A 23806-nucleotide genomic window follows, 5' to 3' on the forward strand; every position below is an offset into this window, starting at 1 on the left:
ACCCACCGACAGGCCCCGGGCGTCGACGGCGCTCACGCGCCGACCGACCAGCCTCCGGCCACCATGGCGGCGACCAGCTCCTCGGCCTGCTCCGGCTCCACCGACAAGGCGAGATAGCCGATCTCGCGGGCCTGGTCGTGCTCGATCGCGATGTCCTCGACGTTGACGCCGGCGGCCCCGACCTCGGCGAACAGCCGGCCCAGCGCACCGGGCGTGTCGGGGATCTCGACGACCACCTGGCGGTAGGTGGCGGGCGCGGCGCCGTGCTTGCCCGGGATGCGCTGGATGCCGGCGACGCCACGGGCCAGCTGGTCGTGGAGCTCATCGCTGGCGGTGCCGGACTCGAGCGCGCTGATGAGCCCGGCCAGCTCGTCGGAGACGGTCCGGAGCTCGGCCAGCACGGCGCTGGCGTTGGCGCTGAGGATCTGCTGCCACAGGCCGGGGTCGCTGCCGGCGATCCGGGTGACGTCGCGCAGTCCCTGGCCGGCGAGGAGCAGGTCCGCGGGTGGGACGGCGGTCAGGTGGCCGGCCATCAGCACCGACATCAGGTGCGGCAGGTGGGACACCCGGGCGACGGCGGCGTCGTGGTCGTCGACGTCCATCACCACCTCGCGGGCCCGGCAGGCCCGGACCAGGGCGAGCACCTGCTCGACCGACTCCGCGCGCGAGCGGCGGTGGGGGGCGACCACCCAGGTGCGCCCGTCGAAGAGGTCGGCCCTTGCGGTCACCGGCCCGGAGTGCTGGGAGCCGGCCATCGGGTGCGAGCCCACGTACCGGCTGAGGTCCACGTCGCGCTCCCAGAGAGCGCCCAGCACGCCCGCCTTGACGGAGCCGACGTCGGTGACGGTGGCCCGCGGGTAGGTCCGCAGGCTCGCCAGCACGACGTCGGCGATCGCAGCCGGCGGCACGGCCACGACGACCAGGTCGACGACCTCGGGGTCGGCCTCGTCCAGCAGCCCCGCACCCAGCCCCGCCGCGACCCGGGCGTGGCTGCTCGTCCGGTCCTGCAGGTGCACGGTGTGGCCGGCGCCGGTGAGGGCCAGTGCCAGGCTGGCACCGATCAGGCCGGTGCCGATGACGACGACGGTCTGGTGCTCCCCGGTCACGGGGTCGGCTGCGGGCCGCCGGTCGACGGTGCGGTGCCAGCGTCCCCGGTCGGCAGCTCGGTCTCGGGCAGCGGTTCCGGGGCCAGCTGCGGCGGCACCTCGTGGCCGGGGTCGGCGGCGCCACCCTCACCGCGCAGCAGCTCGGCCAGCCGCTCGCCCTCCAGGCGCCGGAACTTGCGGGGCAGTGCGCGGTTGCGGTCGAGGATCGCGACCTCCAGCGCCTCGACCCCGAGCTCGCGCGCCGGGGCGTTCGGCCCCCCGTCGGCGGCGAGCGCGCCGACGGCGAGCCGGGCGGCGTCGACCAGGCTGAGGTCGGGCCGGAAGGCGCTCCGGACGGCCTCGGTGATCACGTCGGCCGAGCCGCCCATCACGGCGTAGTCGGTCTCGTCGGCGACCGATCCGTCGTAGGTGAGCCGGTAGATCTGGTCGAGCTGGTCGGTGGCGCCCAGCTCGGCGACGATGATCTCGACCTCGTACGGCTTCTCACCGCCGGAGGAGAAGATGGTGCCCAGCAGCTGGGCGTAGGCGTTGGCGAGGCCGCGCCCGGTCACGTCGGTGCGGTCGTAGCTGTAGCCGCGCAGGTCGGCGTAGCGGATGCCGGCGGTGCGCAGGTTCTCGAACTCGTTGTACCGGCCGACGGCCGCGAAGCCGATCCGGTCGTAGATCTCGCTGACCTTGTGCAGGGCCTGCGAGCGGTTCTCGGCGACGAAGAGGATGCCGTCGGCGTAGTGCATGACCACCACCGAGCGACCACGGCCGATGCCCTTGCGGGCGAAGTCGGCGCGGTCCTTCATCTGCTGCTCGGGCGCGACGTAGAAAGGCGTGCTCATGCGGAGGTTCCGATCGGGCTCGGGGTGGGCGGGCTCAGGTCAGCGGGGCGTCGGCGTCAGGTCAGGGAGGCGGCGGGACCGTCCGGACGTTCCCGGCGGCTGGCGACGATCCGCTCGACCAGTCCCTCGATCTGGGCCTCGCTGACCCGCTGGACGCCGTCGGCCGTGGCGACCAGGACGACGGGGAAGATCCGGCGCGCCAGGTCGGGGCCGCCCGTGGCGGAGTCGTCGTCGGCGGCGTCGTAGAGCGCCTGCAGCAGCGCCAGCGTCACCGAGCCGGCGTCCAGGTCGGGACGGTACAGCTTCTTCAGCGCGCCGCGGGCGAAGACCGAGCCCGAGCCGACGGAGAAGAAGGCGTGCTCCTCGTAGCGGCCGCCGGTGGCGTCGTAGGAGAAGATCCGGCCCTCGCGGGTCGCGACGTCGTAGCCGGCGAACAGGGGCACGACGACCAGGCCCTGCATCGCGAGCCCGAGGTTCTGCCGGATCATCGTGGCGAGCCGGTTCGCCTTGCCGACCAGGGAGAGCGGGGCGCCCTCGATCTTCTCGTAGTGCTCGAGCTCGACCTGGAACAACCCGACCATCTCCACGGCGATGCCCGCCGCGCCGGCGATGCCGACGACGGAGAACTCGTCGGCCGGGAAGACCTTCTCGATGTCGCGCTGGGCGATGACGTTGCCCATGGTGGCGCGCCGGTCACCGGCGACGACGACGCCCCCGGGGAAGGTCGCGGCGACGATCGTGGTGCCGTGCGGGGCCAGGTCGGCCACGCCCGCCGACACGGCGCGGCTGCTGGGGAGGACGTTCGGGGCGACCTGCGCGGCGAAGTCGGCGAAGGACGACGTGCCCGTGCGCAGGAACTCGGCGGACAGGTCGGGGGTGGGCCGGAAGGTCACTGGCCGCCCTTCTGGACGAACGAGCGGACGAACTCCTCGGCGTTGACCTCGAGCACGCCGTCGATCTCGTCCAGCAGGGAGTCGACCTCGGAGTCGAGCTCGGCCTTGTGGGCGGTGTCGGCGGGCGCCAGCTCCTCCTCGAGCTCGCTGTCCTCCGTGCGCCGCGTGCGGCGGGCGCTCTGCTCTGACTCAGCCATCGGTGCTCCCTGGTGTCGACTCGCCCACGACCGTGCCGGGCGTCGCAGCCCGTCGTGCGTCGAGTGGTGCCAGCCTAACCACCCGCGCTGACAGATCGTCGCGCTCACGCTCGGCCCGCTCCTGCAGGTGCCCACCCGACGCTCGCGCGGGGTCGCAACCGCGCTCGGCCCGCTCCTGCAGGGGCCCTACCCGACGCTCGCGCGGAGTCCCGCTCGTGCTGACCGGCCCGGCGCCATCATCGTCCGAGGGCGGCGAACAGCTCGGTGACGTCGGCGCAGTCCTCCAGGACCTGGCCGATGTGCGCCCGGGTGCCGCGCAGGGGGTCCAGCAGCGGTACGCGCTGCAGGGCCGGCCGGCCCGGGACGTCGAAGATCACCGAGTCCCAGGACGCGGCCACCACCGACGCCCCGAACTTCTCCATCACCCGGCCGCGGAACCAGGCGCGGGTGTCCTCGGGCGGGGTGGTGCGGGCCGCCTCGACCTCGTCGTCCCCGACGAGGCGGCGCATCTTGCCCTTGGCGACCAGCGCCGCGTAGAGGCTGCGGGCCGGGTCGACGTCGGCGTACTGCAGGTCGATCAGCGCCAGCTTCGGGGCGTCCCAGCCGAGGCCGTCGCGGGCGCGGTAGGACTCCATCAGCGCCAGCTTGGCGACCCAGTCCAGCTGGTCGGCCAGCACGAGGGGGTCGGAGCGGAGCGCGTCGAGCACCTCCTGCCAGCGGGTGAAGACGTCCTTGGCCTCGGTCACCGCCGGTTCGGAGAGCGTGCCGGCGACGCGCTCGAGGTGTCGCCGGCACGCCTCGAGGTAGGCCTCCTGCAGGTCGACCGGGGAGAGCCGGCGGCCGTCGGCCAGGGTGAGCGGGGCGGAGCAGCCGACGTCGTGGCTGACCGCCCGCATCGCCGCGACCGGGGCGTCGAGCCGCAGGTCGGCCCCGAGCTCACCCGCCTCGATCACCCGCAGCACCCAGGAGGCCGTGCCCACCTTGAGGTAGGTGGAGATCTCGGAGAGGTTGGCGTCACCGGTGATCACGTGCAGCCGCCGGTGCCGGGTGGCGTCGGCGTGCGGCTCGTCGCGGGTGTTGATGATCGGCCGGTTCAGGGTGGTCTCCAGCCCCACCTCGGCCTCGAAGAAGTCGGCCCGCTGGCTGAGCTGGAACCCGGGTTGCTGGCTCGCCTGGCCGAGACCGACCCGGCCGGCCCCGGTCACGACGGCGCGGGAGACGAGGAAGGCGGTGAACTGGGTGACCACCCGGTCGAACGGCGTCGACCGGTCCAGCAGGTAGTTCTCGTGGGTGCCGTAGGAGGCGCCCTTGCCGTCGGTGTTGTTCTTGTAGAGCCGCACGGACCGTCCCAGCGACTGGCTGGCCCGGCGCGCGGCGATGGCGGCGACGACGTCGCCGGCCTTGTCCCAGCGCACCACGTCGAGCGCGCTGGTCACCTCCGGACCCGAGTACTCCGGGTGGGCGTGGTCGACGTACAGCCGGGCGCCGTTGGTCAGGATCATGTTGGCCATGCCGAGGTCGGAGTCGGTCAGCTGGTCCGGGTGCGCGGTGGAGCGGCTGATCTCGTAGCCGCGGATGTCCCGCAGCGGGCTCTCGGTCTCGTAGTCCCAGCCGGCGGGCTGGCCGGGCGCCAGCTGCCCGTAGGCCTTGACGACGTGGTTGGACAGCTGCATCGGGTGCAGGTCCTCCTCGGCGGCGCCGCGGTGCGGTGCGGGCAGGGCGCTGATCCCGTACTCGGTCTCCAGGCCCATCACCCGCGTCGGGCGGGGCGCCTCCGCCGGGTCGGGTCCGCTCGTCGTGCTCTCCCCGCGACGGGACGCCTCAGCCATGGCGTCCAGCGTAGTGTTGCCGCCGTGAGAATCTGGCCCGCGCTGGCTGCCGACGTCATCTGCATCCTCGTCTTCGCCATCGTCGGCCGGAGCAGCCACGCCGAGACCACCGACCTGGTCGGCGTCCTCCGCACCGCCTGGCCGTTCCTCGCCGGCTACGCCCTCGGACTGACCCTCGCCCGTTCCTGGCGCCACCCGGTCGCCCGTCCGTCGGCCCTGGTCCTGTGGGCGTCCACGGTCGTGGTCGGGATGGCGCTGCGCGTGCTGACGGGGGCCGGCGTGCAGCTCTCCTTCGTGCTCGTGACGGCCGTCGTCCTGGGCGTCCTGCTGCTGGGCTGGCGCGGCCTGTGGTCCCTCGTCCAGCGCGCCCGCCACCGCTCGGGGCACAGCGCAGTCGTCTGAGCCGAGGGCCCGGCGACGACCTCCGGGACCGGGGTCGACCGGTCCCTCGACGAGCTCGGGGCACGGCGGACACCCGAGGGCAGGCAGCCGCCAGAGGGGTTACAGGTACTGCCCCGTGTTGCTCACCGTGTCGATCGAGCGGCCCGGCTGGGTGCCCTTGTTCGAGGAGATGAGGGTGCGGATGAAGACGATCCGCTCCCCCTTCTTGCCCGAGATCTTGGCCCAGTCGTCCGGGTTCGTGGTGTTGGGCAGGTCCTCGTTCTCGGCGAACTCGTCGAGGCAGGCCTGCAGCAGGTGGCCGATCCGCAGCCCCCGGACCCCGGCGTCGAGCAGGTCCTTGATCGCCATCTTCTTCGCGCGGTCGACGATGTTCTGGATCATCGCGCCGGAGTTGAAGTCCTTGAAGTAGAGGACCTCCTTGTCGCCGCCGGCGTAGGTCACCTCGAGGAACTGGTTCTCCTCGGACTCCTCGTACATCCGCTGCACCGTGCGGTCGATCATCCCGGCCACCGTCGCCCCACGGTTCCCGCCGAACTCGGCGAGGTCCTCCGGGTGCAGCGGCAGGGTCGGCGTCAGGTACTTGCTGAAGATCTCCCGGGCGGCCTCGACGTCGGGCCGCTCGATCTTGATCTTGACGTCCAGCCGGCCCGGCCGCAGGATCGCGGGGTCGATCATGTCCTCGCGGTTGGACGCGCCGATGATGATCACGTTGTCCAGGCCCTCGACGCCGTCGATCTCGCTGAGCAGCTGCGGGACGATCGTGTTCTCCACGTCGGAGGAGACCCCCGTGCCGCGGGTGCGGAACAGCGAGTCCATCTCGTCGAAGAAGACGATCACCGGCATGCCGTCGGAGGCCTTGTCCCGGGCCCGCTGGAAGACCAGCCGGATGTGCCGCTCGGTCTCGCCGACGTACTTGTTGAGCAGCTCCGGGCCCTTGATGTTGAGGAAGAAGCTGCGCCCCTCCTGGCCGGTGCGCTCGGTGACCTTCTTGGCCAGGGAGTTGGCCACCGCCTTGGCGATCAAGGTCTTGCCGCAACCGGGCGGGCCGTAGAGCAGGATCCCCTTGGGCGCCTTCAGCTCGTGCTCGGCGAACAGCTCCTTGTGCAGGTAGGGCAGCTCCACGGCGTCCCGGATCGCCTCGATCTGGCCGCTGAGGCCGCCGATCACCGAGTAGTCGATGTCCGGCACCTCCTCCAGCACCAGCTCCTCGACGTCCATCTTCGGGACGCGCTCGTAGGCGAAGTGCACGCGCCGGTCGATCAGCAACGAGTCGCCGCTGCGCAGCTTCTCGTCCCGCAGCCGCTGGGCCAGCCGGACGACGCTCTCCTCGTCGCCGTGACCGACGACCAGGGCACGGTCGCCGCCGTCCATCACCTCCTTGAGCAGGACGACCTCGCCGACCTCGTCGAAGTCGAGCGCCGCGACGACGTTCATGGCCTCGTTGATCATCACCTCGCGGCCAGGCGTCACCGTGCCGAGGTCGACCTCCGGGCTGACGCTGACCCGCATCTTGCGGCCCGAGGTGTAGATGTCGGCGGTGTTCTCGCCGGTGTCGGCCAGGAAGATCCCGAAGCTCGCCGGCGGCTGCGCCAGCCGGTCCACCTCGGTCTTCAGCGTCACGATCTGGTCGCGGGCCTCGCGCAGCGTGGAGGCCAGCCGCTCGTTGTTCGCGGCGGTGCTGCGGGCGTCCTGCCGGGCGTCGGCGAGCCGTCGTTCCAGCACGGCGATGTCGTGGGGGTGGGACGAGAGCCGCTCGCGCAACCGGGTGAGCTCTTCGCTGAGCGCACTGATCTGGGCGACGAGAGCTCCACGCTCTTCGGGACGATCATGGACGGGTCCGGTCATGACGCACCTCCTGGCATGACCCTACCCGCGGCTCAGCGGGGCCCGGTGTAATCCTCGCCATACGCGCCGGGGGCCGGCCGGCGCTTGCGCGGCGGAGCCGTGACGCCCGGCGCGAGCCGCCGGGCGGTGACGAGGAAGCCCGTGTGGCCGACCATGTCGTGCCGGGGGCGGACCGCCAGCCCTTCGGCGTGCCAGGCCCGGATCAGCGTCTCGCCGGCCTCGGGCTCGGTGAACCCGCCCTGCACCCGCAGGGTCTCGACGGTGCGGGCGAGCTGGGTGGTGGTGGCCACGTAGGCGCAGAGCACGCCGCCCGGCTCCAGCACCGCCGACAGCGCCTCCACGCACTCCCACGGCGCCAGCATGTCAAGCACGACCCGGTCGACCGGCTCGTCACCGAGGTTCTCCACCAGGCCGCCGACCTGGAGGTCCCAGGACGGGTGCGGGCCGCCAAAGAAGTTGTCGACGTTGAGCCGCGCCTGGGCGGCGAAGTCCTCGCGCCGCTCGTAGGAGCGGACCCGGCCCGTCGGGCCGACGGCGCGCAGCAGCGTGCACGTCAGCGCCCCGGAGCCGGCGCCGGCCTCGACCACCCGGGCGCCGGGGAAGATGTCCGCGGTCATGGCGATCTGGGCGGCGTCCTTGGGGTAGATCACCTGGGCGCCCCGCGGCATCGTCACCGTGTACTCGTTGAGCAGCGGCCGCAGCGCCAGGTAGGCCGTCCCGCCCACCGAGGTCGCGACGGTGCCCTCCGGCTGCCCGATGAGGTCGTCGTGCTCCACCGCGCCCTTGGTGGTGTGGAAGCGGCCGCCCTCGGCGAGCAGCACCGAGTGCCGACGGTTCTTGTTGTCGGTCAGGGTCACCCGCTCCCCCGCCCGCAGCGGCCCGATGCGCACGCCTGAGAGCACCGCGGGGGCGGTCTCCGCCACCGGCTCAGCCACGGGAGATCCCGAACAGCCCGAGCTGCCAGCCGGGACCGTAGGAGGTCTCGGCCAGGTCGGCGCCGGGGCCGACGTAGACGTACTCGTCCGACTGGCTGACCGGCAGGACGACGAGGTCCGTCGCGGCCTGCTTCTGCAACGTGGCCAGCAGCTGGTCGGCCGTGGCCTCGTCGGTCGGCGGCACCTTGCGGAAGGTGGAGGCGGCCGTCGCGACGGCCGCGGCGGTGCCCGGCAGCGGGGCCTCGACGTAGGGCTGCAGCCAGGCGAGCGCGGTCGCCGTCCAGGCCTTCCGGTCGACGAGGGTGAGGTCGGCCGGCTCGTCGGCCCGGAGCTGGACGCTCAGGCCGCCGGTGTCCTCGAGGCGGCTGCGGATCTGGGTGGCGATGTCGCGTCCGTTCGGTTGGGTGGAGTCGTAGCCGAGGGTGAGGTTGATCCGGTTGTCCCAGGTCACCTCCGGATCGGTGGTGCCCCCGAGGGGGAAGGTGGCGACGTGCCCGGGCACGCCGCCGGGGACGACGGAGTCCGAGGTCCGGTCGCCCTGCAGGGCGAGGGCGATGGCGGTGCGCAGCGCCTTGTTGCGCCGGCTGCGGGACTCGGGCGACCACTCCAGCTGCAGGACCCGGGTGCCGGTCAGCACCTGCTGCTGGAAGCCGGTGGCGGTCGTGTCGTCGGCGTTGTTGGCCTGCTGGCTCAGCCGGGTGACGGCCGCCTCGTCGAGGCCGCGCCAGACCAGGTCGACGGTGTTCCTCGCCATCGCGTCCTCGATGGCCGCGGAGTCGGGGGCGCTGCGGTAGACCAGGTTGTCGATGGCGGCGGGGTTGCGGCCCTGGTAGTCGGGGAAGCGCTGCAGGGCGATCTCGTCGTCGGCGAAGCTGGTGACGCTGAACGGACCCGAGCCGACGACCGGCTCGTCGGTCGGACGGACCTTGTCGGCGTCGTAGACCTCCTCGTCGACGATCGAGGCCGCCGGGGAGGCGAGCGCCCAGCCGAACTGGGTGTCCACGCGGCTGAGGAGGAAGCGGACGGTCAGCGGGTCGGGGGTCTCGATCCGGCGGAGCGAGGACAGCAGCGGGGCGGAGGAACCGGCCACGTTGAGCCGGGCCGCCCGCTCGACGCTGAACTTCACGTCGCTCGAGGTCAGCGCGTGGCCGTTGTGGAAGGTCTCGTCCTCGTTGAGCGTGCAGGTGTAGGTGGTGGCCGCGGTGAAGATGCAGTCGCGGGCCGCGTCGGGCTTGAGCACCGACTCACCGGGCGCGGCCGTCATCAGCCGCTGGAAGACGTTGAGCGCGAGCATCGCCGAGGAGGCGTCGGTCATCGCGGCCGGGTCGGTCACCCGGACGGCGTCCGTGCTCATCACCGTGAACGGCCGGGCGGTGGGGCTGCCCGTCGGCGTCGGCTCGGGTCCGCGGCCGGTCAGGCTGCAGCCGGTCAGCAGCACGCCCGCGGCGGCGAGGGTGGCCAGGGCGCGGGTGCGCCGCTCAGGCCGGGTCATCGGCGTGCTCCAGGAGCTCGGCGACGCCGGCGGCGTCCAGCTCGGTCAGCGAGGGCACGATCCGCCGGCGGGGCGCCGGCGGCACCTCGACCCGGTTGGGGACGGCCAGCACGAGGCAGCCGGCGGCGTTGCCCGAGCGGGCCCCGGTGATGGAGTCCTCGATGACGACGCAGTGGCGGGCCTCGACGCCCAGCGCGGCGCAGGCCTTCTCGTACGGCTCGGGGTGCGGCTTGCCCTGGGTCACCTCGTCACCGGCCACCGAGACGGCGAACGTGCCGGCGGGCAGCTGGGAGAGCGCGGCGTCGAGCAGCACCCGGTAGGAGGCCGAGACCAGCCCGCAGGGCACGCCGGCCCCACCCAGGGCGGTGAGCAGCTCGAGAGCACCGGGCCGCCACGGCATCGGCCGCTCGGCGAGGAAGCCGACGACCCGCCCGAGCAGCTGGTCGACCACCCAGGCGGGGTCGACGTCGCGGCGGTCGATCGCGTTGAGGATGTAGAGGGCCGAGTCGATCAGGGAGTTGCCGACCAGCTCGTCGGCCTGCTCCTCCGACCACGTGCCGCCGAGGGTGGCGATCAGCTCGAACTCGGCCTCGATCCAGAGGGGCTCGGTGTCGGCGAGGGTGCCGTCGAAGTCCCAGAGGACGGCGGCCGGGGCGGCGGGGGTCGGAGTGCTCATCGCGCGGCCATCCTCCCAGCCGGGGCACCGAGACCACGAATCCCGGCCCGTCTGCGTGCCCCGCAGGACCACCGGTAGGGGTGGAGCAGGACGCCGCCGCCGTCGCTAGGGTCGAGACGAGGCAGGGCAGCACCGCACACAGGAGGTTCCGACATGCTCGAGGACGACCAGATCACGCAGGTGCCGGGCCGCGAGGTCTACGGCCCGGACGGCGACAAGATCGGCAAGGCGGGCCGCGTCTTCGTCGACGACCAGACGGGCCGGCCGAAGTGGGTCAGCCTCGAGACGGGTCTGTTCGGCGCCCACGACACCTACGTCCCGGTCGACGGGGCGACCTTCGACGGCGACCGGCTGACCGTCCCCTACGCCAAGGGGCAGGTGAAGGGGGCGCCGGCACTCGGTGGCGGCGACCACCTCTCGCCCGAGGACGAGGCGACGCTCGACCGCTACTACCGCGGCCAGGGCGCCGCAGGGACCGCAGCGGCCGGCGGCGGGCTCGAGGACCGCGACCAGCGGGGCGAGGTCGACCGCGACCGCCGCGACGACCGGGGTGACGTCGGGGACCGCGTCGGCGACGGCCACCAGGGTGGCGGTGACGACGCCATGACGGTCTCGGAGGAGCAGCTGGCGGTCTCCACCCGCTCGGTGGCGACCGAGCGGGTACGGCTGCGCAAGCGCGTCGTCACCGAGGAGGTCACGCTGACGGTGACGCTGCGGAAGGAGCAGCTGACCGTCGAGCGGGAGCCGATCGGTGAGGACGAGGTGGCCGGCCACGTCGGCAGCACCGACTTCGCCGGCGGCGACCAGGAGATCGTCCTCTACGAGGAGGTCCCGGTCGTGCAGACCGTCGTGCGACCGGTCGAGCGGATCCGGCTCGGCACCGAGGTCACCACCGAGCAGCGGACGGTGGGCGGCGAGGTCCGCAAGGAGCGCGTCGAGGTCGACCAGCCCGAGGACCTGATCGGCCGGGGCGACCGGGACCGGGACGGAGACCGGCTGAGCTGAGCCGGCGCCGGACCACCGCGCCCTGAGCCTGTCGACGGGCCCTCGACGAGCTCAGGCAGCGACCGTCCAGGTCATCGAGCACCTCCGGCCCATCCTCAGCGGGCGTTGAAGTACTTCGCCTCGGGGTGGTGGACGACGAGCGCGTCGGTCGACTGCTCGGGGTGGAGCTGCAGCTCCTCGCTGAGCTCGACGCCGATGCGCTCCGGCCGCAGCAGGGCGACGAGCTTGGCGCGGTCCTCCAGGTCGGGGCAGGCCGGGTACCCGAAGGAGTAGCGGGAGCCGCGGTAGGCCTGGTCGCGGACCATGTCCTCCACCGGCCCGTCCGACCCGCCCAGCCCGAGGTCCGAGCGCACCCGCGCGTGCCACATCTCCGCGAGGCCCTCGGTCAGCTGGACGCTCAGCCCGTGCAGCTCCAGGTAGTCGCGGTAGGCGTTGCGCTCGAACAGCTGGGCCGTCGCCCGGGACACCGCCGCCCCCATGGTGGCCAGCTGGAACGAGATCACGTCCGGCCCGTGCTCGCGCACCTCGGCCCGGTCGCGGAAGAAGTCGGCCAGGCAGAGGTGCCGGTCGCGCGTCTGCCGCGGGAACGTGAAGCGGTGCAGCTCCGCGGCCGGGTCGTCGACGTCGCCGTCGGGCCGGAGCACGACCAGCGTGTCGCCCTCGCTGTAGCAGGGCCAGTAGCCGTAGACGACGGCGAACTCCGCGATCGCCTCCGTCTGGATCCGGTCCAGCCAGGCGCGCAGCCGGGGCCGGCCCTCGGTCTCCACCAGCTCCTCGTACGTCGGGCCGCCCCTGCTCCCCTTGAGGCCCCACTGCCCGAGGAAGGTGGCGCGCTCGTCGAGGAACGAGGCCACGTCGGCCAGCTTGATGCCCTTGACGATCCGGTCGCCCCAGAACGGCGGCACGGGCACGTCGACGTCGCGGGCGACGTCGGAGCGGACCGCGGTCTGCACGCCACCGGGCGCGCCGACGGCCTCCGCGTGGGTGCTCGGCTGCTCCGGCCGCCGCTTGACCCGGCGCTCGCGGGGGGCGGGCAGGGCCGCGCCCTCCTCGCCCCGCTTGACCGCCATCAGGGCGTCCATCAGCCGCAGCCCCTCGAAGGCGTCGCGGGCGTAGCGGACCTCGCCGGCGTAGACCTCCCGCAGGTCCTGCTCGACGTAGGCCCGGGTCAGGGCCGCCCCGCCGAGGAAGACCGGGAAGCTGGCGGCGACGCCGCGCGCGTTCAGCTCCTGGAGGTTCTCGCGCATCACCACCGTCGACTTGACCAGCAACCCGGACATGCCGATCGCGTCCGCCTCGTAGCGCTCCGCCGCGTCGATGATCGTGCTGACCGGCTGCTTGATGCCGAGGTTCACGACCGTGTAGCCGTTGTTGGTCAAGATGATGTCGACGAGGTTCTTGCCGATGTCGTGCACGTCGCCCTTCACCGTGGCCAGCACGATCGTGCCCTTGCCGCGGCTGTCGGCCTTCTCCATGTGCGGTTCGAGGTGGGCCACCGCCGCCTTCATCACCTCGGCGGACTGCAGGACGAACGGCAGCTGCATCTGGCCGGACCCGAACAGCTCACCGACCACCTTCATCCCCTGCAGGAGGTCGGTGTTGATGATCTCCAGCGCCGTCTTGCCCTCGGCCATGGCCAGGTCGAGGTCCTCGCCGAGCCCCTTGCCCTCGCCGTCGACGATCCGGCGCTGCAGCCGCTCGCTCGTGGGCAGGGCCAGCAGCGCGGCGGCGCGCTCGGCCTTGGTGTCGGCGGTCGTGACGCCGTCGAACAGCTCGAGGAACTTCTGCAGGGGGTCGTAGCCCTCGGCACGCCGGTCGTAGACCATGTCCAGCGCCACCTGGCGCTGCTCGTCGGGGATCCGGGCCATCGGCACGATCTTGGCCGCGTGCACGATCGCGGAGTCCAGGCCCGCCTCGACGCACTCGTGCAGGAACACCGAGTTCAACACCACCCGGGCGGCCGGGTTGAGCCCGAAGGAGATGTTGGAGAGCCCCAGCGTCGTCTGCACGTCCGGGAAGAGCCGCTTCACCTCGCGGATGGCCTCGATGGTCTCGATGCCGTCCCGCCGGGTCTCCTCCTGACCGGTGGCGATGGGGAAGGTCAGGCAGTCGAGGATGATGTCGCTGCGCCGCATCCCCCAGTTCTGCGTCAGGTCCTCGACGATCCGGGAGGCCACGGCGACCTTCCAGTCGCGGGTGCGGGCCTGGCCCTCCTCGTCGATCGTCAGGGCCATCACCGCCGCGCCGTGCTCGGCGACCAGCGCCATGATCCGGGTGAACCGGGAGTCGGGGCCGTCGCCGTCCTCGTAGTTGACCGAGTTGACGACGGCGCGGCCGCCGAGCCGCTCCAGGCCGGCCTGCAGGACCGCCGGCTCGGTGGAGTCCAGCACGATCGGCAGGGTCGAGGCCGTCGCCAGCCGGAAGGCCACCTCGGCCATGTCGGCGGCGCCGTCGCGGCCGACGTAGTCGACGTTGAGGTCCAGCAGGTGCGCCCCGTCGCGGATCTGGGCGCGGGCGATGTCGACGCAGTCGTCCCAGTTCTCGGCGAGCAGGGCTTCCCGGAAGGCCTTGGAGCCGTTGGCGTTGGTCCGCTCCCCGATCGAGAGGTAGCTGGTGTCCTGCCGGAACGGCACGTCGGCGTAGAGCGACGCGGCGGCCGCGACGTGCGCGGGGGCCCGCTCGACCAGCGGCCGGGCGTGCAGCCGCTCCACGACCTGCCGCAGGTGCTCGGGACCGGTGCCGCAGCAGCCGCCCACCAGGCCGAGGCCGAACTCGCCGACGAACTGCTCGAGGGCGTCCGCCAGCTCGACGGGCTGCAGCGGGTAGTGCGCGCCGTCGGAGGTGAGCTGGGGCAGCCCGGCGTTGGGCATGCAGCTCACCCCGACGCTGGCGTAGCGGGACAGGTGCCGCAGGTGCTCGCTCATCTCGGCTGGGCCGGTGGCGCAGTTGAGGCCGATCATGTCGATGCCGAGCGGCTCCAACGCGGTCAGCGCGGCGCCGATCTCCGAGCCCAGCAGCATCGTCCCGGTGGTCTCCACGGTGACGTGCACGATGACGGGCAGGTCCCGTCCGGCGTGGGCCAGGGCCCGGCGGGCGCCCAGGGTCGCGGCCTTGGTCTGCAGCAGGTCCTGCGACGTCTCGATCAGCACGGCGTCGATGCCGCCGGCCAGCATGCCCTCGACCTGCTGCTGGTAGGCCTCGCGCAGGGCGCTGTAGGAGACGTGGCCCAGCGTCGGCAGCTTGGTGCCGGGGCCGACGCTGCCCAGGACCCAGCGGGGGCGCTCCGGGGTGCTGAACGCGTCGGCCGAGGCGCGGGCCAGCCGGGCGGCGGCCTCGGCGAGCGGCAGGATCTGGTCGGCGATGCCGTACTCGCCGAGCGCCGACAGGTTGGTGCCGAACGTGTTGGTCTCGACCGCGTCGACCCCGGCGGCGAAGTAGGCGTCGTGGATGGCCCGCACGACGTCGGGCCGGGTCCGGCTGAGCACCTCGTTGCAGCCCTCGAGCTGGTCGAAGTCGTCGAGGGACAGCGCGTAGCCCTGCAGCATCGTCCCCATCGCCCCGTCGCCGATCACCACACGGGAGGACAGGGCAGAACGCAGGTCGTTGGGCACCTGTCGAGGATAGGTCCGCACCCTTCCCGGCGACCGGGGGAACCACCATGTGGCGAGCGTGCCGACCTCGGTCCCCGTCCGGAGCCGGCGGTTAGAGTGACGTCATGTCTGACGTGCCCAGCCGTGACCTCCGTGACCTGCACGACCCGGTGGTGGTGGTGGCCTTCGGCGGCTGGAACGACGCCGGCAGCGCCGCCACCGGAGTCGTGGAGCACCTGAGCGACGTCTACGAGGCCGAGCCCGTGTTCTCCATCGACCCCGACGACTTCTACGACTTCCAGGTCAACCGGCCCGAGGTGAAGCTGGACGACGACGACGACCGCGAGCTCGTCTGGCCGACCACCGAGCTGCGGGTCGCGGAGCTGCCCGACGGCCGACCGCTGGTCCTGGTGCACGGCCTGGAGCCGAACCTGCGCTGGCGGCAGTTCTGCACCCTGATCACCTCGGCCCTCAAGTCCGCGAACGCGTCGCGGGTCCACCTGCTCGGCGCCCTGCTGGCCGACACGCCCCACACCCGGCCGATCCCGGTCTCCACCTCCACCGCCAACCGCGAGCTGATGACGTCGATGGGCCTGGCCCCGTCCACCTACGAGGGCCCGACGGGCATCGTCGGCGTGCTCGCCGACGCGCTGGAGCGGACCGGGGTGCAGGTGCTGTCCTCCTGGGCGGCCGTGCCGCACTACGTGTCCCACCCGCCGTGCCCCAAGGCGACGCTGGCGCTGCTCTCCCAGCTGGAGCAGGTGCTCGACACCCCGCTCGAGCTCGGCGAGCTGCCGGAGCTGGCCCGGGCCTGGGAGCGCGGGGTGGACGAGCTGGCCGCCGAGGACTCCGAGGTCGCCGAGTACGTCACCTCCCTCGAGCAGCAGCAGGACGCGACCGACCTCCCCGAGGCGAGCGGTGAGGTCATCGCGGCCGAGTTCGAGCGCTACCTCCGGCGCCGACAGGGTCACTGAGCACCAGACGTCCGACTAGGGCAGGCTGGGGCCCGGCGCCCCCGCCTGTGATCCCGCCCGCCGAGGAGTTCCGTGCCCCGTCAAGCCACCCCCGCCCCGACCGCACCGCCGAAGTCCGACCCCGGCGTCGGCACGGCGGCCAGCCCGCCGTACTTCGGGATCGTCATCCTCGCCGCCCTGGTGATCGTCGGGGTGGGCCTGCGGTCGACCGCCAGCATCATCGCCCCGGTCTTCCTCGTGCTGACCCTGGTGATCACCGTCGCCCCGCTCCGCTCCTTCCTGGTCAAGCGACGGTGGCCGGGCTGGCTGGCCAGCGTGGTCAGCCTGCTCGCGATCTACGCGTTGCTGCTGGTGATCCTCGGTTCCGTGGTCTACGCGGTGGTCCGGCTGGTCGACAAGCTGCCGGACTACGCCAGCGCCTTCACCCGGATCTTCAACTCGCTGCTGGCCCTGTCCACCCGGCTGGGCTACGGGCAGCAGCAGATCCAGGACCTCGCCTCGTCCTTCCAGCTGAGCAGCCTCACCGCGCCGGCGCAGGCGCTGGTGGGTGCGCTGAGCGGCGGGGCCTCGCTGCTGATCCTGATCATCACCTTCGTGCTCTTCCTGGCCCTGGACTCCGGCAGCATGCGGGAGCGCATCGAGGTGATCCGGGAGACCCGGCCGCACATCGCCGACGGCCTGGTGAACTTCGCCAGCCGGGTGCGCAAGTACTGGATCGTCACCACGGCCTTCGGCCTGATCGTCGCGATCATGGACTACGTCGCGCTGCTGATCATCGGGGTCCCGCTGGCGCTCACCTGGGGCGTGCTCGCCTTCGTGACCAACTACATCCCCAACATCGGCTTCATCATCGGCGTCATCCCGCCCGCCCTGATCGCCCTGCTGGACGGCGGCCCGGGTAAGGCGCTCGCGGTGATCATCGTGTTCACGGCGATCAACGTCATCGTGCAGACGATCATCCAACCGCGGTTCACCGGGGACGCCGTCGGCATCAACGGCACGGTGGCGTTCATCTCGCTGATCTTCTGGGCCTACCTGCTGGGCGCCCTCGGCGCGCTGATCGCCATCCCGGCGACGCTGTTCCTCAAGTCGGTGCTGGTGGACAACTCGGTGCCGGCCAACTGGATCAACGGGCTGATCAGCTCGGACCCGAAGAAGGAGACCCCGGCCCGGCAGCGGCAGCGTCGCCAGCAGGAGGTGCCGCCGGCGGAACGGCAGTCAGGCCGAGGCCGCCAGGGCTAGCCGGCGCAGCTCGGTCACCATCACGTCCGGGTCGTCGGCGCCGAAGACCGACGACCCCGCGACGAAGGAGTCGACCCCGGCGGCCGCGCAGCGCTCGACCGTCTCGACCGACACCCCGCCGTCGACCTGCAGCCAGACGTCGCCGCCCACCCGGTCCAGCAGGGCACGGGTGCGCTCGATCTTGGGCAGGCAGAGGTCGAGGAACTTCTGGCCGCCGAACCCCGGCTCCACCGTCATGATCAGCACCATGTCCAGCTCGGGCAGCAGGTCGGCGTAGGGCTCGATCGGGGTCGCCGGCTTCAGCGCCATCGACGCCCTGGCCCCCCGGGCCCGCAGCTCCCGGGCCAGGCGGACCGGGGCGGCGGCCGCCTCGACGTGGAAGGTGACCGACTCCGCGCCGGCCTCGGCGAAGGCGGGCGCCCACCGGTCGGGGTCGGTGATCATCAGGTGCACGTCGAGCATCATCGGCGTGGCGGCCCGGATCGACTCCAGCACCGGCAGGCCGAGCGTCAGGTTCGGGACGAAGTGGTTGTCCATCACGTCCACGTGCAGCCCGTCGGCCCCGGGCACGGACTCGATCGCCGACTGCAGGTTGGCGAAGTCGGCGGCGAGCAGGCTGGGCATGATGCGGACCACGAGCCGACTCTAACGTGACGGGTCGTCCGCCCCCGCGGCCGCGGCGGCACCCACCCGCAGGTACGCGGCGAACATCGCGTCGGTGCCGTGCCGGTGGGGCCAGAGCTGCAGGAAGTCGCCCAGGGCCGCCCCGGGCACGTCCGGCAGCAGCCCGGCCGCCGGCAGCACCGTCACGTCGTCCCGCCCGGCCAGGGTCTCGGTGACGACGTCCACGGTCTCGCGCCGGTGCGGTGAGCAGGTGACGTAGCCGACCACCCCGCCCGGTGCGGTGGCGTCGAGCGCCGACGCGAGCAGCGCGCACTGGAGGGGGTGGAGCTGCTCCACTGCCGTGTCGGCCCGGCGCCAGCGCGCCTCGGGCCGGCGGCGCAGCGCACCCAGACCGGTGCAGGGCACGTCGACCAGCACCCGGGCGAAGGTGGCCCGAGGCCAGGCCGGGCGGGTGCCGTCGGCCTGGAGGACGAGGCTGCGGTCGGCCGCGTGCCCCCGGAGCCCCGACGCCACCAGCGTGGCGCGGTGCGCCGACGGCTCGACCGCGACCACCGGGCCGTCGCCCTCCCCCAGCAGCCCGGCCAGCAGGGCGGTCTTGCCGCCCGGTCCGGCGCACAGGTCGAGCCAGGGACCGGCGGGTGCGGATGCCCGGGTCAGCCCCCAGGCCACCAGCTGCGAGCCCTCGTCCTGGACGCCGGCGCGGCCCTCGCGCACCGCCGGCAGGGCCGACGGCGAGCCCGTCCAGCGGGCAGCGAAGGGCGACCACGTCGCCGGCTCCGCCCTGGCGGCCAGCAGCTCGCCGACCTCGGCCAGCCCGGGCCGGACCACCAGCGTGACCGCAGGGTTGACGTTGTCCGCCTCCAGGGCCGGCGCCAGCTCGTCCTCGGGCAGCACGTCGGCCAGGGCGTCGACGACCCAGCGCGGGTGGGCCGTCCGCAGCGCGAGCGTGTCGCGACGGTCGAGCCCGGCGCCGAGCAGGTCCAGCCACCCCTCGAGGTCGCGGGCGGCGACCCGCCGCAGCACCGCGTTGGCCAGCCCCGTGACCCGTTCCCCCACCGTGGCGGCCGCCAGGTCGACCATCGCGGCGACGGCGGCGTGGCTGGGGACCCGCAGCGCGAGCACCTGGTGGGCGCCGAGCCGGAGCAGGTCCAGCACGGCGGGCTGCAGGCTGCCGAGGGTGCGGCCGGACGCCGCGACGATGACCGCGTCGTAGGTGCCCTGCCAGCGGCACGTGCCGGCCACCAGCTCGGTGGCGAAGGCCGCGTCCCGGCCCTCGAGGTGCCGCTCGGCGAGCAGGTCGGCCAGCACGAGGTTGGCGTAGGCGCCGTCCCCGTTGACCAGCCGGAGGGCGTCGAAGGCGAGCCGGCGGGCGCGGTCGGGCTTGCGCCGTCCGCGGGCGGGTGCGGCCACCTCAGGCGCCCAGCGCCGCGTCGACCGGCAGCTGGACCCCGCGCGCCCAGTCGGCGGCGGCCATCGGCCGCTTGCCCGGGGCCTGCACCTGGCCGAGCCGCAGCGGGGTGCTGCCCGTGCCCACGAGCACCGCCGCCTTCCCCACCTGCAGCCGGCCGGGGGGCAGGGCCCCGTCGACGGGCACCGCCGGGCCGAGCTTCAGCCGTTCGCCGTCGAGCGTCGTCCAGGCGCCGGGGGCGGGCGTGCACCCGCGGATCCGGCGGTCGACGACCTCGGCCGGGAGCGTCCAGTCGACGCGGGCGTCGTCGACCTCGATCTTCGGGGCGAAGCTGACCCCCTCCACCGGCTGCGGCTCCGCGGTGAGGGTGCCGTCCTCGATCCCGTCCAGCGTCTGGACCAGCAGCTCCGCGCCGGAGACGGCGAGCCGCTGCAGGAGGTCGCCCGCCGTGTCGTCCGGCCGGACCGGCTCCGAGACCCGCAGGTAGGTGGGACCGGCGTCCAGCTCCAGGACGATCTGGAACGTCGTCGCCCCGGTGACCGCGTCACCGGCCAGCAGGGCGTGCTGGACCGGGGCCGCGCCGCGCCACGCGGGGAGCAGCGAGAAGTGCAGGTTGACGAAGCCGTGCCGGGGCACGTCGATGACGCGCTGCGGCAGCAGCGCGCCGTAGGCGACGACCGGGCAGCAGTCGGGGGCGAGCGCGATGAGCCGGGCGACGAAGTCCTCGTCCCGCGGCCGGCGGGGGGTCAACGTCTCCAGGCCCAGCTCGGCCGCCCGCGCGGCCACCGGGCTCGGGGTCAGCTTCTTTCCCCGCCCCGCCGGGGCGTCGGGGCGGGTGACGACCGCGACGACGTCGTGGCGGGAGGCGACCAGCGCCTCCAGCGGGGGCAGGGCCACCTCAGGGGTCCCGGCGAAGACGATGCGCACCGGACGAGCCTAGTGGCCGGTCGACCGTGGGCCGCCGCGGTGCACGGGCTGGCCGGGGTCGGCGCTGGTGCCCGGCTGACCCGTCCCGTCGCCGTCAGACCCCGACCGTCGCCGACCGAGTGGTGTTGTCCGTACCGGCTCAGGTGTTGTCCGTGGTCCGCCGAGCATCGTATTCGAACACAGGCTCGAATAGCCTTCGGGCATGGACGGTGAGGTGGGGACGACCACGGCAGTGGCCAGGCGGCTGGCGGCGCTCGACCAGGCCGTGGCCGACCTGCTGGCCGCGGTGGAGGCGGGCGGCCTGGACCAGCTGGACGCCGTCGGTCTGGTGGCCTTCCTGCAGGACCTGGAGCTGGTGCGGAACCCGGCTGCCGCTGGTCGACCACCGCGCGCTGCGGGATGCGGCCGCACGCGATGTCGCCGGCACCCTCGGCCAGGGACGCCTCACCCGGGTGCTCACGCAGGCGCTGCGGATCTCCCCCGCCGAGGCCTACCGCCGGGTCCGGGCGTCGGAGCAGGTCGGCGACCGGGTCAGCCCGCTCGGCGCGCTGCTCCCGCCCCTCCGGCCGGGGCTGGCCGCCGCGCAGCGTGACGGCCGGGTCACACCCGACCAGGTCGAGATCATCCGCCGCGGGCTCCTCCGGGTCGACGGCCCCGGCTACGACCGGGCAGCGGTCAGCCGGGGCGACCGCGAGCTGACCGATCTCGCCCTCGTCTTCGGCCCCGGTGACCTGCGTGTCTGCACCGAACGGTGGGTCGACCACCTCGACGGGGACGGCAGCCGACCCCAGGAGCGGCTGAACGAGGACCGTCGCCACGTCGAGCTCCGAGCCGCCCGCGACGGCAGCTGGCGCGGCGAGCTCCGTCTGACCGGACCCGTCGGCGTCAAGCTCCGAGCCGTGCTGGACCCCTTGGCCAGACCGCGGACCGACACCGTGCCGGGTCTCCAGGTCGGGACGGTGGAGGTCCCGGACGAGCGGACCCACGGCCAGCGGGTGCACGACGCGCTCGAGGAGGTCTGCGACCGCATCCTCCGCTCCGGTGACCTGCCCGAGTCGGGCGGCATCCCGGCCACGGTCCTCGTCACCATCGACCACGACAGCCTGCGCGAACGCACCGGCTTCGGCCAGACCTCGGACGGCACCCTCATCCCGACGGGGACGCTGCTGGAGCTCGCCTCCGCCGCCGAGATCATCCCGACCGTGCTCGACCGCGCTGGGGCGGTCCTGACCCTGGGCCGCACCCGGCGGATCGCCTCCCCCAGCCAGACCCTCGCCCTCGCCGCCCGCGACCGGGGGTGCAGCTTCCCCGGCTGCGACCTCCCGCCCACGTGGTGCGAACGCCACCACATCGTCCCCTGGATCGAGGGCGGACCCACCGACCTCGACAACCTGACGCTGCTCTGCCGCTACCACCACCACAACTTCGCCTCCCGGGGCTGGACCTGCCGCCTCGGTGAGGACCGCCTGCCCGAGTGGATCCCGCCCCGGCTCGTCGACCACGACCAGCAGCCGCTGCGCAACACCCGCCTCGCGCTGCCGCGGACCGGCCCGCCGGTCCGAGCACCCGCCCTCACCTCCACGGGATGACCGGAGCACCCACCACCCTGAGCCGTCGACCTGCTCCGGACTCGCGCCGCGCGCTCGTCGGCTCCCGTGCGCGGGAGGGCTAGCCGACGGTGACGGGGTCGACGCGGATCCGCAGGGCACCGTCACTCTTGCGGGCGCTGCGGATGGCCGCGACGTCCTTGGCGGCCCGCACCAGGGCGGCGCCCTCGGACCGCGGGGCGCGCAGGGTGAGCCGGGACAGCCCGACGTCGCCCGCCAGCGCGGCGGGCTCGCCCGGGCGGCGCTCGGGCGGCAGGGCGACAGGCCCCAGGAGCTCGGCGTTCGGAGGCAGCTGGGCCAGCTCGATGAACTCGGCCAGCGCCTCGGGCCGGCCCTCGACCGTCACCAGCTTGGCGGCCGGCGGGAAGTGGGCGTCCGCCCGGTCGACCAGCTCGCGCGAGGCCAGCCCTGCCGGGTCGACCCGGACCAGCGCCTGCAGGGCACGACCGGAGCTCTCCCCCACCGCGATCACCGAGCCGCCGTCGCTGCCGCTGCGGACGAGGGCGACGGCGTTGAGCCAGCGCCGCAGCGCCTCCTCGGTCGCGCGCAGGTCGGCGCGGAGCAGGAGCAGCGGGGTGTCGAGCAGCACTGCTCCGGCGTACCCGCCCTCCGCCCGCGGCTCGGCCCCCGGGGTGGCCACGACGATGGCCGACGTGGCCGGCACGGTCGCCGCGACCTGGCCGGCGCTCGACTGCCGGACGGCCGTGCCGGGGAACGCCTTGCCGAGCTCCTCGGCCGTCCGCTCGGACCCGACCACGGGCGCGCGGAAGCGGTGCGACCCGCAGATCGGGCACTCCCAGCCGACCTGCAGCCGTCCGCACCAGGTGCAGGTGGCCTGCGGCCCGTCCCCCGTCCGCCCGCGCCCGGCGCGGGTGGGGCCGCCGCAGTGCCGGCAGCGGGCGGGCTCGCGGCAGTCCTGGCAGACGAGCGCGACGAGGTAGCCGGCCCGGGGCACCTGCACCAGCACCGGCCCCTGCGGCAGCACGGACCGCATCAGCGTGAAGACCTCGTGCGGCAGCCGGGCGGCGCGGGCGGCCGGGTCGCGCTCGAGGGCCCGGTCGGTGTCGGCGCTGACCTTGACGTGCGGGGCGGTGTGCCGGAGTGCGACGCGGTCCTGGGCCAGCTCGCGCAGCCAGCCCTGCTCCACCCAGGCCTGCACCTCGGCGGTCCGGGCGTAGCCGGCGAACAGCGCGCCGGCGCCCTGCTGGGCGGCGCGCAGCGCCAGCACCTCGCGGGCGTGCGGGTAGGGTGCGCGCGGCTCCGCCAGCAGGTCGTCGCCGTCGTCCCAGAGCGCCACCAGCCCGAGGTCGCGGACCGGTGCGAAGGCGGCCGCCCGGTTGCCGATCACCACCTTGACCTCGCCGCGCAGCGCCCGCAGGAAGGCCCGGTAGCGCGCGGCGGGGCCGGCTTCGGCGACGAGCACCGCGAAGCCGGTCGGCCCCAGCGCCGCCGCGCAGGCCTGCTTGAGCTGCTCCACGTCCCGCTGGTCGGGGACCACGAGGACCGCGCCCCGTCCGCCCTCGACGGCGGCCCGGGCCGCCGCGGCCAGTCCGAGGGCCCAGTCCCCGCTCGCGTCGGCGCTGGGCGTGACCTGCCACGCGGCGCGGGGGCTCCGGCCGTCGGCGAGCGCGGCCAGGTACCCCGGACCCGCGGGGTACGCGCCGAAGGGCTGCGGCGGGGCGTCGGGCAGGTCGGCGGACGGGCCGGCGCCGGGCGCCGCCTTCTCGGTCGCGGCGTGCCGGGGCGGCACCGCCAGCCGCATCACGTCGGAGAAGCTGCCCGCGTAGTGGTCGGCGACGCCGCGGACCAGCCGCGCCACCTCCGGGGTGAGCACGGGTTCGGCCGAGACGACCTTGGCGAGCGGGCTGAGCGCCCCGTCGTGGTCGCTGGCCTCCCGGCGCTCCAGCAGGAAGCCGTCGCGCTGCTTGCCGGCGAAGCGCACCCGGACGCGGGCGCCGGGGACGGCGTCGGCGTCCTGGGCGCGGGAGACCGTGTAGTCGAAGGGCCGGTCGAGGTGGCTCAGCGGCAGGTCGAGGACGACCCGGCCGACCGGCCGGACCTCGGCCGGCGTGTGCGGGGGCGGCGGCCCGGGGGCGGGCGCGACGGCCACCGACGGCGCCGCGCGGTCCGCGGGGCTCGTCTCGACGTCCGTCCTGGGAGGCACGCTCGATGATAGGCAGAGGGGTCCGACAGACCCGGCCCCGCGCACCACACCTGTGGACGA

The 23806-nt window shown here is 73.8% G+C and carries 19 protein-coding genes; 5 read left to right on the forward strand and 14 right to left on the reverse strand.

The features are described from left to right. Nucleotides 1-32: 32 nt before the first annotated feature. From BLT72_RS10880 to dop, 5 genes are all read right to left on the reverse strand, one after another. Nucleotides 33-1106, reverse strand: coding sequence for a prephenate dehydrogenase (locus BLT72_RS10880; RefSeq protein WP_091412848.1), 1074 nt, complete (start codon nucleotides 1104-1106; stop codon nucleotides 33-35). After that, nucleotides 1103-1936, reverse strand: a complete 834-nt coding sequence (gene prcA, locus BLT72_RS10885) for a proteasome subunit alpha (RefSeq protein WP_091412850.1) — start codon at nucleotides 1934-1936, stop codon at nucleotides 1103-1105. Before prcA ends, BLT72_RS10880 begins: the two co-directional genes overlap by 4 nt. 56 nt (nucleotides 1937-1992) lie before the next feature. Then, nucleotides 1993-2829, reverse strand: coding sequence for a proteasome subunit beta (prcB, locus tag BLT72_RS10890; RefSeq protein ID WP_091412852.1), 837 nt, complete (start codon nucleotides 2827-2829; stop codon nucleotides 1993-1995). Further along, nucleotides 2826-3026 (reverse strand): ubiquitin-like protein Pup, encoded by a 201-nt coding sequence (locus BLT72_RS10895; protein WP_091412854.1) that lies wholly within the window; start codon nucleotides 3024-3026, stop codon nucleotides 2826-2828. Before BLT72_RS10895 ends, prcB begins: the two co-directional genes overlap by 4 nt. A 236-nt stretch (nucleotides 3027-3262) precedes the next feature. Next, the gene (gene dop, locus BLT72_RS10900) at nucleotides 3263-4777 is read right to left on the reverse strand and encodes a depupylase/deamidase Dop (protein ID WP_091417199.1); all 1515 of its coding nucleotides are present in this window, start codon (nucleotides 4775-4777) and stop codon (nucleotides 3263-3265) included. Between the two features lie 102 nt (nucleotides 4778-4879). On the opposite strand from dop, the gene BLT72_RS10905 reads away from it, so the two are divergent. Next, nucleotides 4880-5257, forward strand: coding sequence for a DUF3054 domain-containing protein (locus tag BLT72_RS10905; RefSeq protein WP_091412856.1), 378 nt, complete (start codon nucleotides 4880-4882; stop codon nucleotides 5255-5257). A 99-nt stretch (nucleotides 5258-5356) separates the two neighbouring features. Here the strand turns inward: BLT72_RS10905 and arc are convergent, their stop codons facing one another. From arc to BLT72_RS10925, 4 genes are read right to left on the reverse strand one after another with little or no spacing between them, the layout of a single operon-like run. Then, a complete protein-coding gene (gene arc, locus BLT72_RS10910; protein ID WP_091412859.1) occupies nucleotides 5357-7102 on the reverse strand; it encodes a proteasome ATPase in 1746 nt (581 codons plus the stop codon). 32 nt (nucleotides 7103-7134) lie between these two features. Then, entirely contained in the window at nucleotides 7135-8037 is a 903-nt protein-coding gene (locus BLT72_RS10915) for a tRNA (adenine-N1)-methyltransferase (RefSeq protein ID WP_425349229.1), read from the reverse strand. Further along, nucleotides 8030-9529 carry an ABC transporter substrate-binding protein gene (locus BLT72_RS10920; protein ID WP_091412861.1) on the reverse strand — a complete coding sequence of 500 codons (1500 nt, stop codon included), beginning with the start codon at nucleotides 9527-9529 and terminating at the stop codon, nucleotides 8030-8032. The genes BLT72_RS10915 and BLT72_RS10920 overlap by 8 nt, the downstream gene beginning before the upstream one ends. Beyond that, on the reverse strand, nucleotides 9516-10205 hold the full coding sequence (locus tag BLT72_RS10925) for an HAD family hydrolase (protein ID WP_091412864.1): 690 nt from the start codon (nucleotides 10203-10205) through the stop codon (nucleotides 9516-9518). The genes BLT72_RS10920 and BLT72_RS10925 overlap by 14 nt, the downstream gene beginning before the upstream one ends. A gap of 153 nt (nucleotides 10206-10358) precedes the next feature. Between BLT72_RS10925 and BLT72_RS10930 the strand changes: the two genes are divergently transcribed. Then, entirely contained in the window at nucleotides 10359-11210 is an 852-nt protein-coding gene (locus BLT72_RS10930) for a PRC and DUF2382 domain-containing protein (protein ID WP_091412866.1), read from the forward strand. Between the two features lie 95 nt (nucleotides 11211-11305). Here the strand turns inward: BLT72_RS10930 and metH are convergent, their stop codons facing one another. Further along, on the reverse strand, nucleotides 11306-14764 hold the full coding sequence (metH, locus tag BLT72_RS10935; RefSeq protein WP_091417203.1) for a methionine synthase: 3459 nt from the start codon (nucleotides 14762-14764) through the stop codon (nucleotides 11306-11308). 161 nt (nucleotides 14765-14925) lie between these two features. Here metH and BLT72_RS10940 point away from each other — a divergent pair, with 161 nt between their 5' ends. Together BLT72_RS10940 and BLT72_RS10945 are read left to right on the forward strand one after the other, a co-directional pair. Then, nucleotides 14926-15774 (forward strand): PAC2 family protein, encoded by an 849-nt coding sequence (locus BLT72_RS10940; RefSeq protein ID WP_091412868.1) that lies wholly within the window; start codon nucleotides 14926-14928, stop codon nucleotides 15772-15774. Nucleotides 15775-15846: 72 nt separating this feature from the next. After that, the gene (locus tag BLT72_RS10945) at nucleotides 15847-17016 is read left to right on the forward strand and encodes an AI-2E family transporter (protein ID WP_091412871.1); all 1170 of its coding nucleotides are present in this window, start codon (nucleotides 15847-15849) and stop codon (nucleotides 17014-17016) included. Here the strand turns inward: BLT72_RS10945 and rpe are convergent. From rpe to fmt, 3 genes are read right to left on the reverse strand one after another with little or no spacing between them, the layout of a single operon-like run. Then, the gene (rpe, locus tag BLT72_RS10950; protein WP_091417206.1) at nucleotides 16993-17640 is read right to left on the reverse strand and encodes a ribulose-phosphate 3-epimerase; all 648 of its coding nucleotides are present in this window, start codon (nucleotides 17638-17640) and stop codon (nucleotides 16993-16995) included. The genes BLT72_RS10945 and rpe overlap by 24 nt on opposite strands. A 21-nt stretch (nucleotides 17641-17661) precedes the next feature. Next, nucleotides 17662-19050: an RsmB/NOP family class I SAM-dependent RNA methyltransferase gene (locus tag BLT72_RS10955; protein WP_091412873.1), complete on the reverse strand. Its 1389-nt coding sequence runs from the start codon at nucleotides 19048-19050 to the stop codon at nucleotides 17662-17664. Between the two features lies 1 nt (nucleotide 19051). Beyond that, complete coding sequence (fmt, locus tag BLT72_RS10960) at nucleotides 19052-19975, reverse strand: methionyl-tRNA formyltransferase (protein ID WP_091412875.1); 924 nt, start codon at nucleotides 19973-19975, stop codon at nucleotides 19052-19054. A 209-nt stretch (nucleotides 19976-20184) separates the two neighbouring features. Here fmt and BLT72_RS10965 point away from each other — a divergent pair, with 209 nt between their 5' ends. Then, complete coding sequence (locus BLT72_RS10965; RefSeq protein WP_157720432.1) at nucleotides 20185-21564, forward strand: HNH endonuclease signature motif containing protein; 1380 nt, start codon at nucleotides 20185-20187, stop codon at nucleotides 21562-21564. 79 nt (nucleotides 21565-21643) lie between these two features. On the opposite strand, the gene BLT72_RS22225 is transcribed toward BLT72_RS10965, so the two are convergent. After that, nucleotides 21644-23746, reverse strand: a complete 2103-nt coding sequence (locus tag BLT72_RS22225; protein ID WP_157720434.1) for a primosomal protein N' — start codon at nucleotides 23744-23746, stop codon at nucleotides 21644-21646. Between the last annotated feature and the right edge of the window lie 60 nt (nucleotides 23747-23806).

The organism is Friedmanniella luteola (genome assembly GCF_900105065.1).
Lineage (GTDB): Bacteria > Actinomycetota > Actinomycetes > Propionibacteriales > Propionibacteriaceae > Microlunatus > Microlunatus luteolus.

Coding starts and splice junctions, on each gene's coding strand:
- prcA (WP_091412850.1), bottom strand. CDS start 1,936: ATGAGCACGCCTTTCTACGTCGCGCCCGAGCAGCAGATGAAGGACCGC.
- BLT72_RS10895 (WP_091412854.1), bottom strand. CDS start 3,026: ATGGCTGAGTCAGAGCAGAGCGCCCGCCGCACGCGGCGCACGGAGGAC.
- dop (WP_091417199.1), bottom strand. CDS start 4,777: ATGGGCCTGGAGACCGAGTACGGGATCAGCGCCCTGCCCGCACCGCAC.
- arc (WP_091412859.1), bottom strand. CDS start 7,102: ATGACCGGACCCGTCCATGATCGTCCCGAAGAGCGTGGAGCTCTCGTC.
- BLT72_RS10920 (WP_091412861.1), bottom strand. CDS start 9,529: ATGACCCGGCCTGAGCGGCGCACCCGCGCCCTGGCCACCCTCGCCGCC.
- BLT72_RS10925 (WP_091412864.1), bottom strand. CDS start 10,205: ATGAGCACTCCGACCCCCGCCGCCCCGGCCGCCGTCCTCTGGGACTTC.
- BLT72_RS10930 (WP_091412866.1), top strand. CDS start 10,359: ATGCTCGAGGACGACCAGATCACGCAGGTGCCGGGCCGCGAGGTCTAC.
- metH (WP_091417203.1), bottom strand. CDS start 14,764: ATGGGGACGATGCTGCAGGGCTACGCGCTGTCCCTCGACGACTTCGAC.
- BLT72_RS10940 (WP_091412868.1), top strand. CDS start 14,926: ATGTCTGACGTGCCCAGCCGTGACCTCCGTGACCTGCACGACCCGGTG.
- rpe (WP_091417206.1), bottom strand. CDS start 17,640: ATGCCCAGCCTGCTCGCCGCCGACTTCGCCAACCTGCAGTCGGCGATC.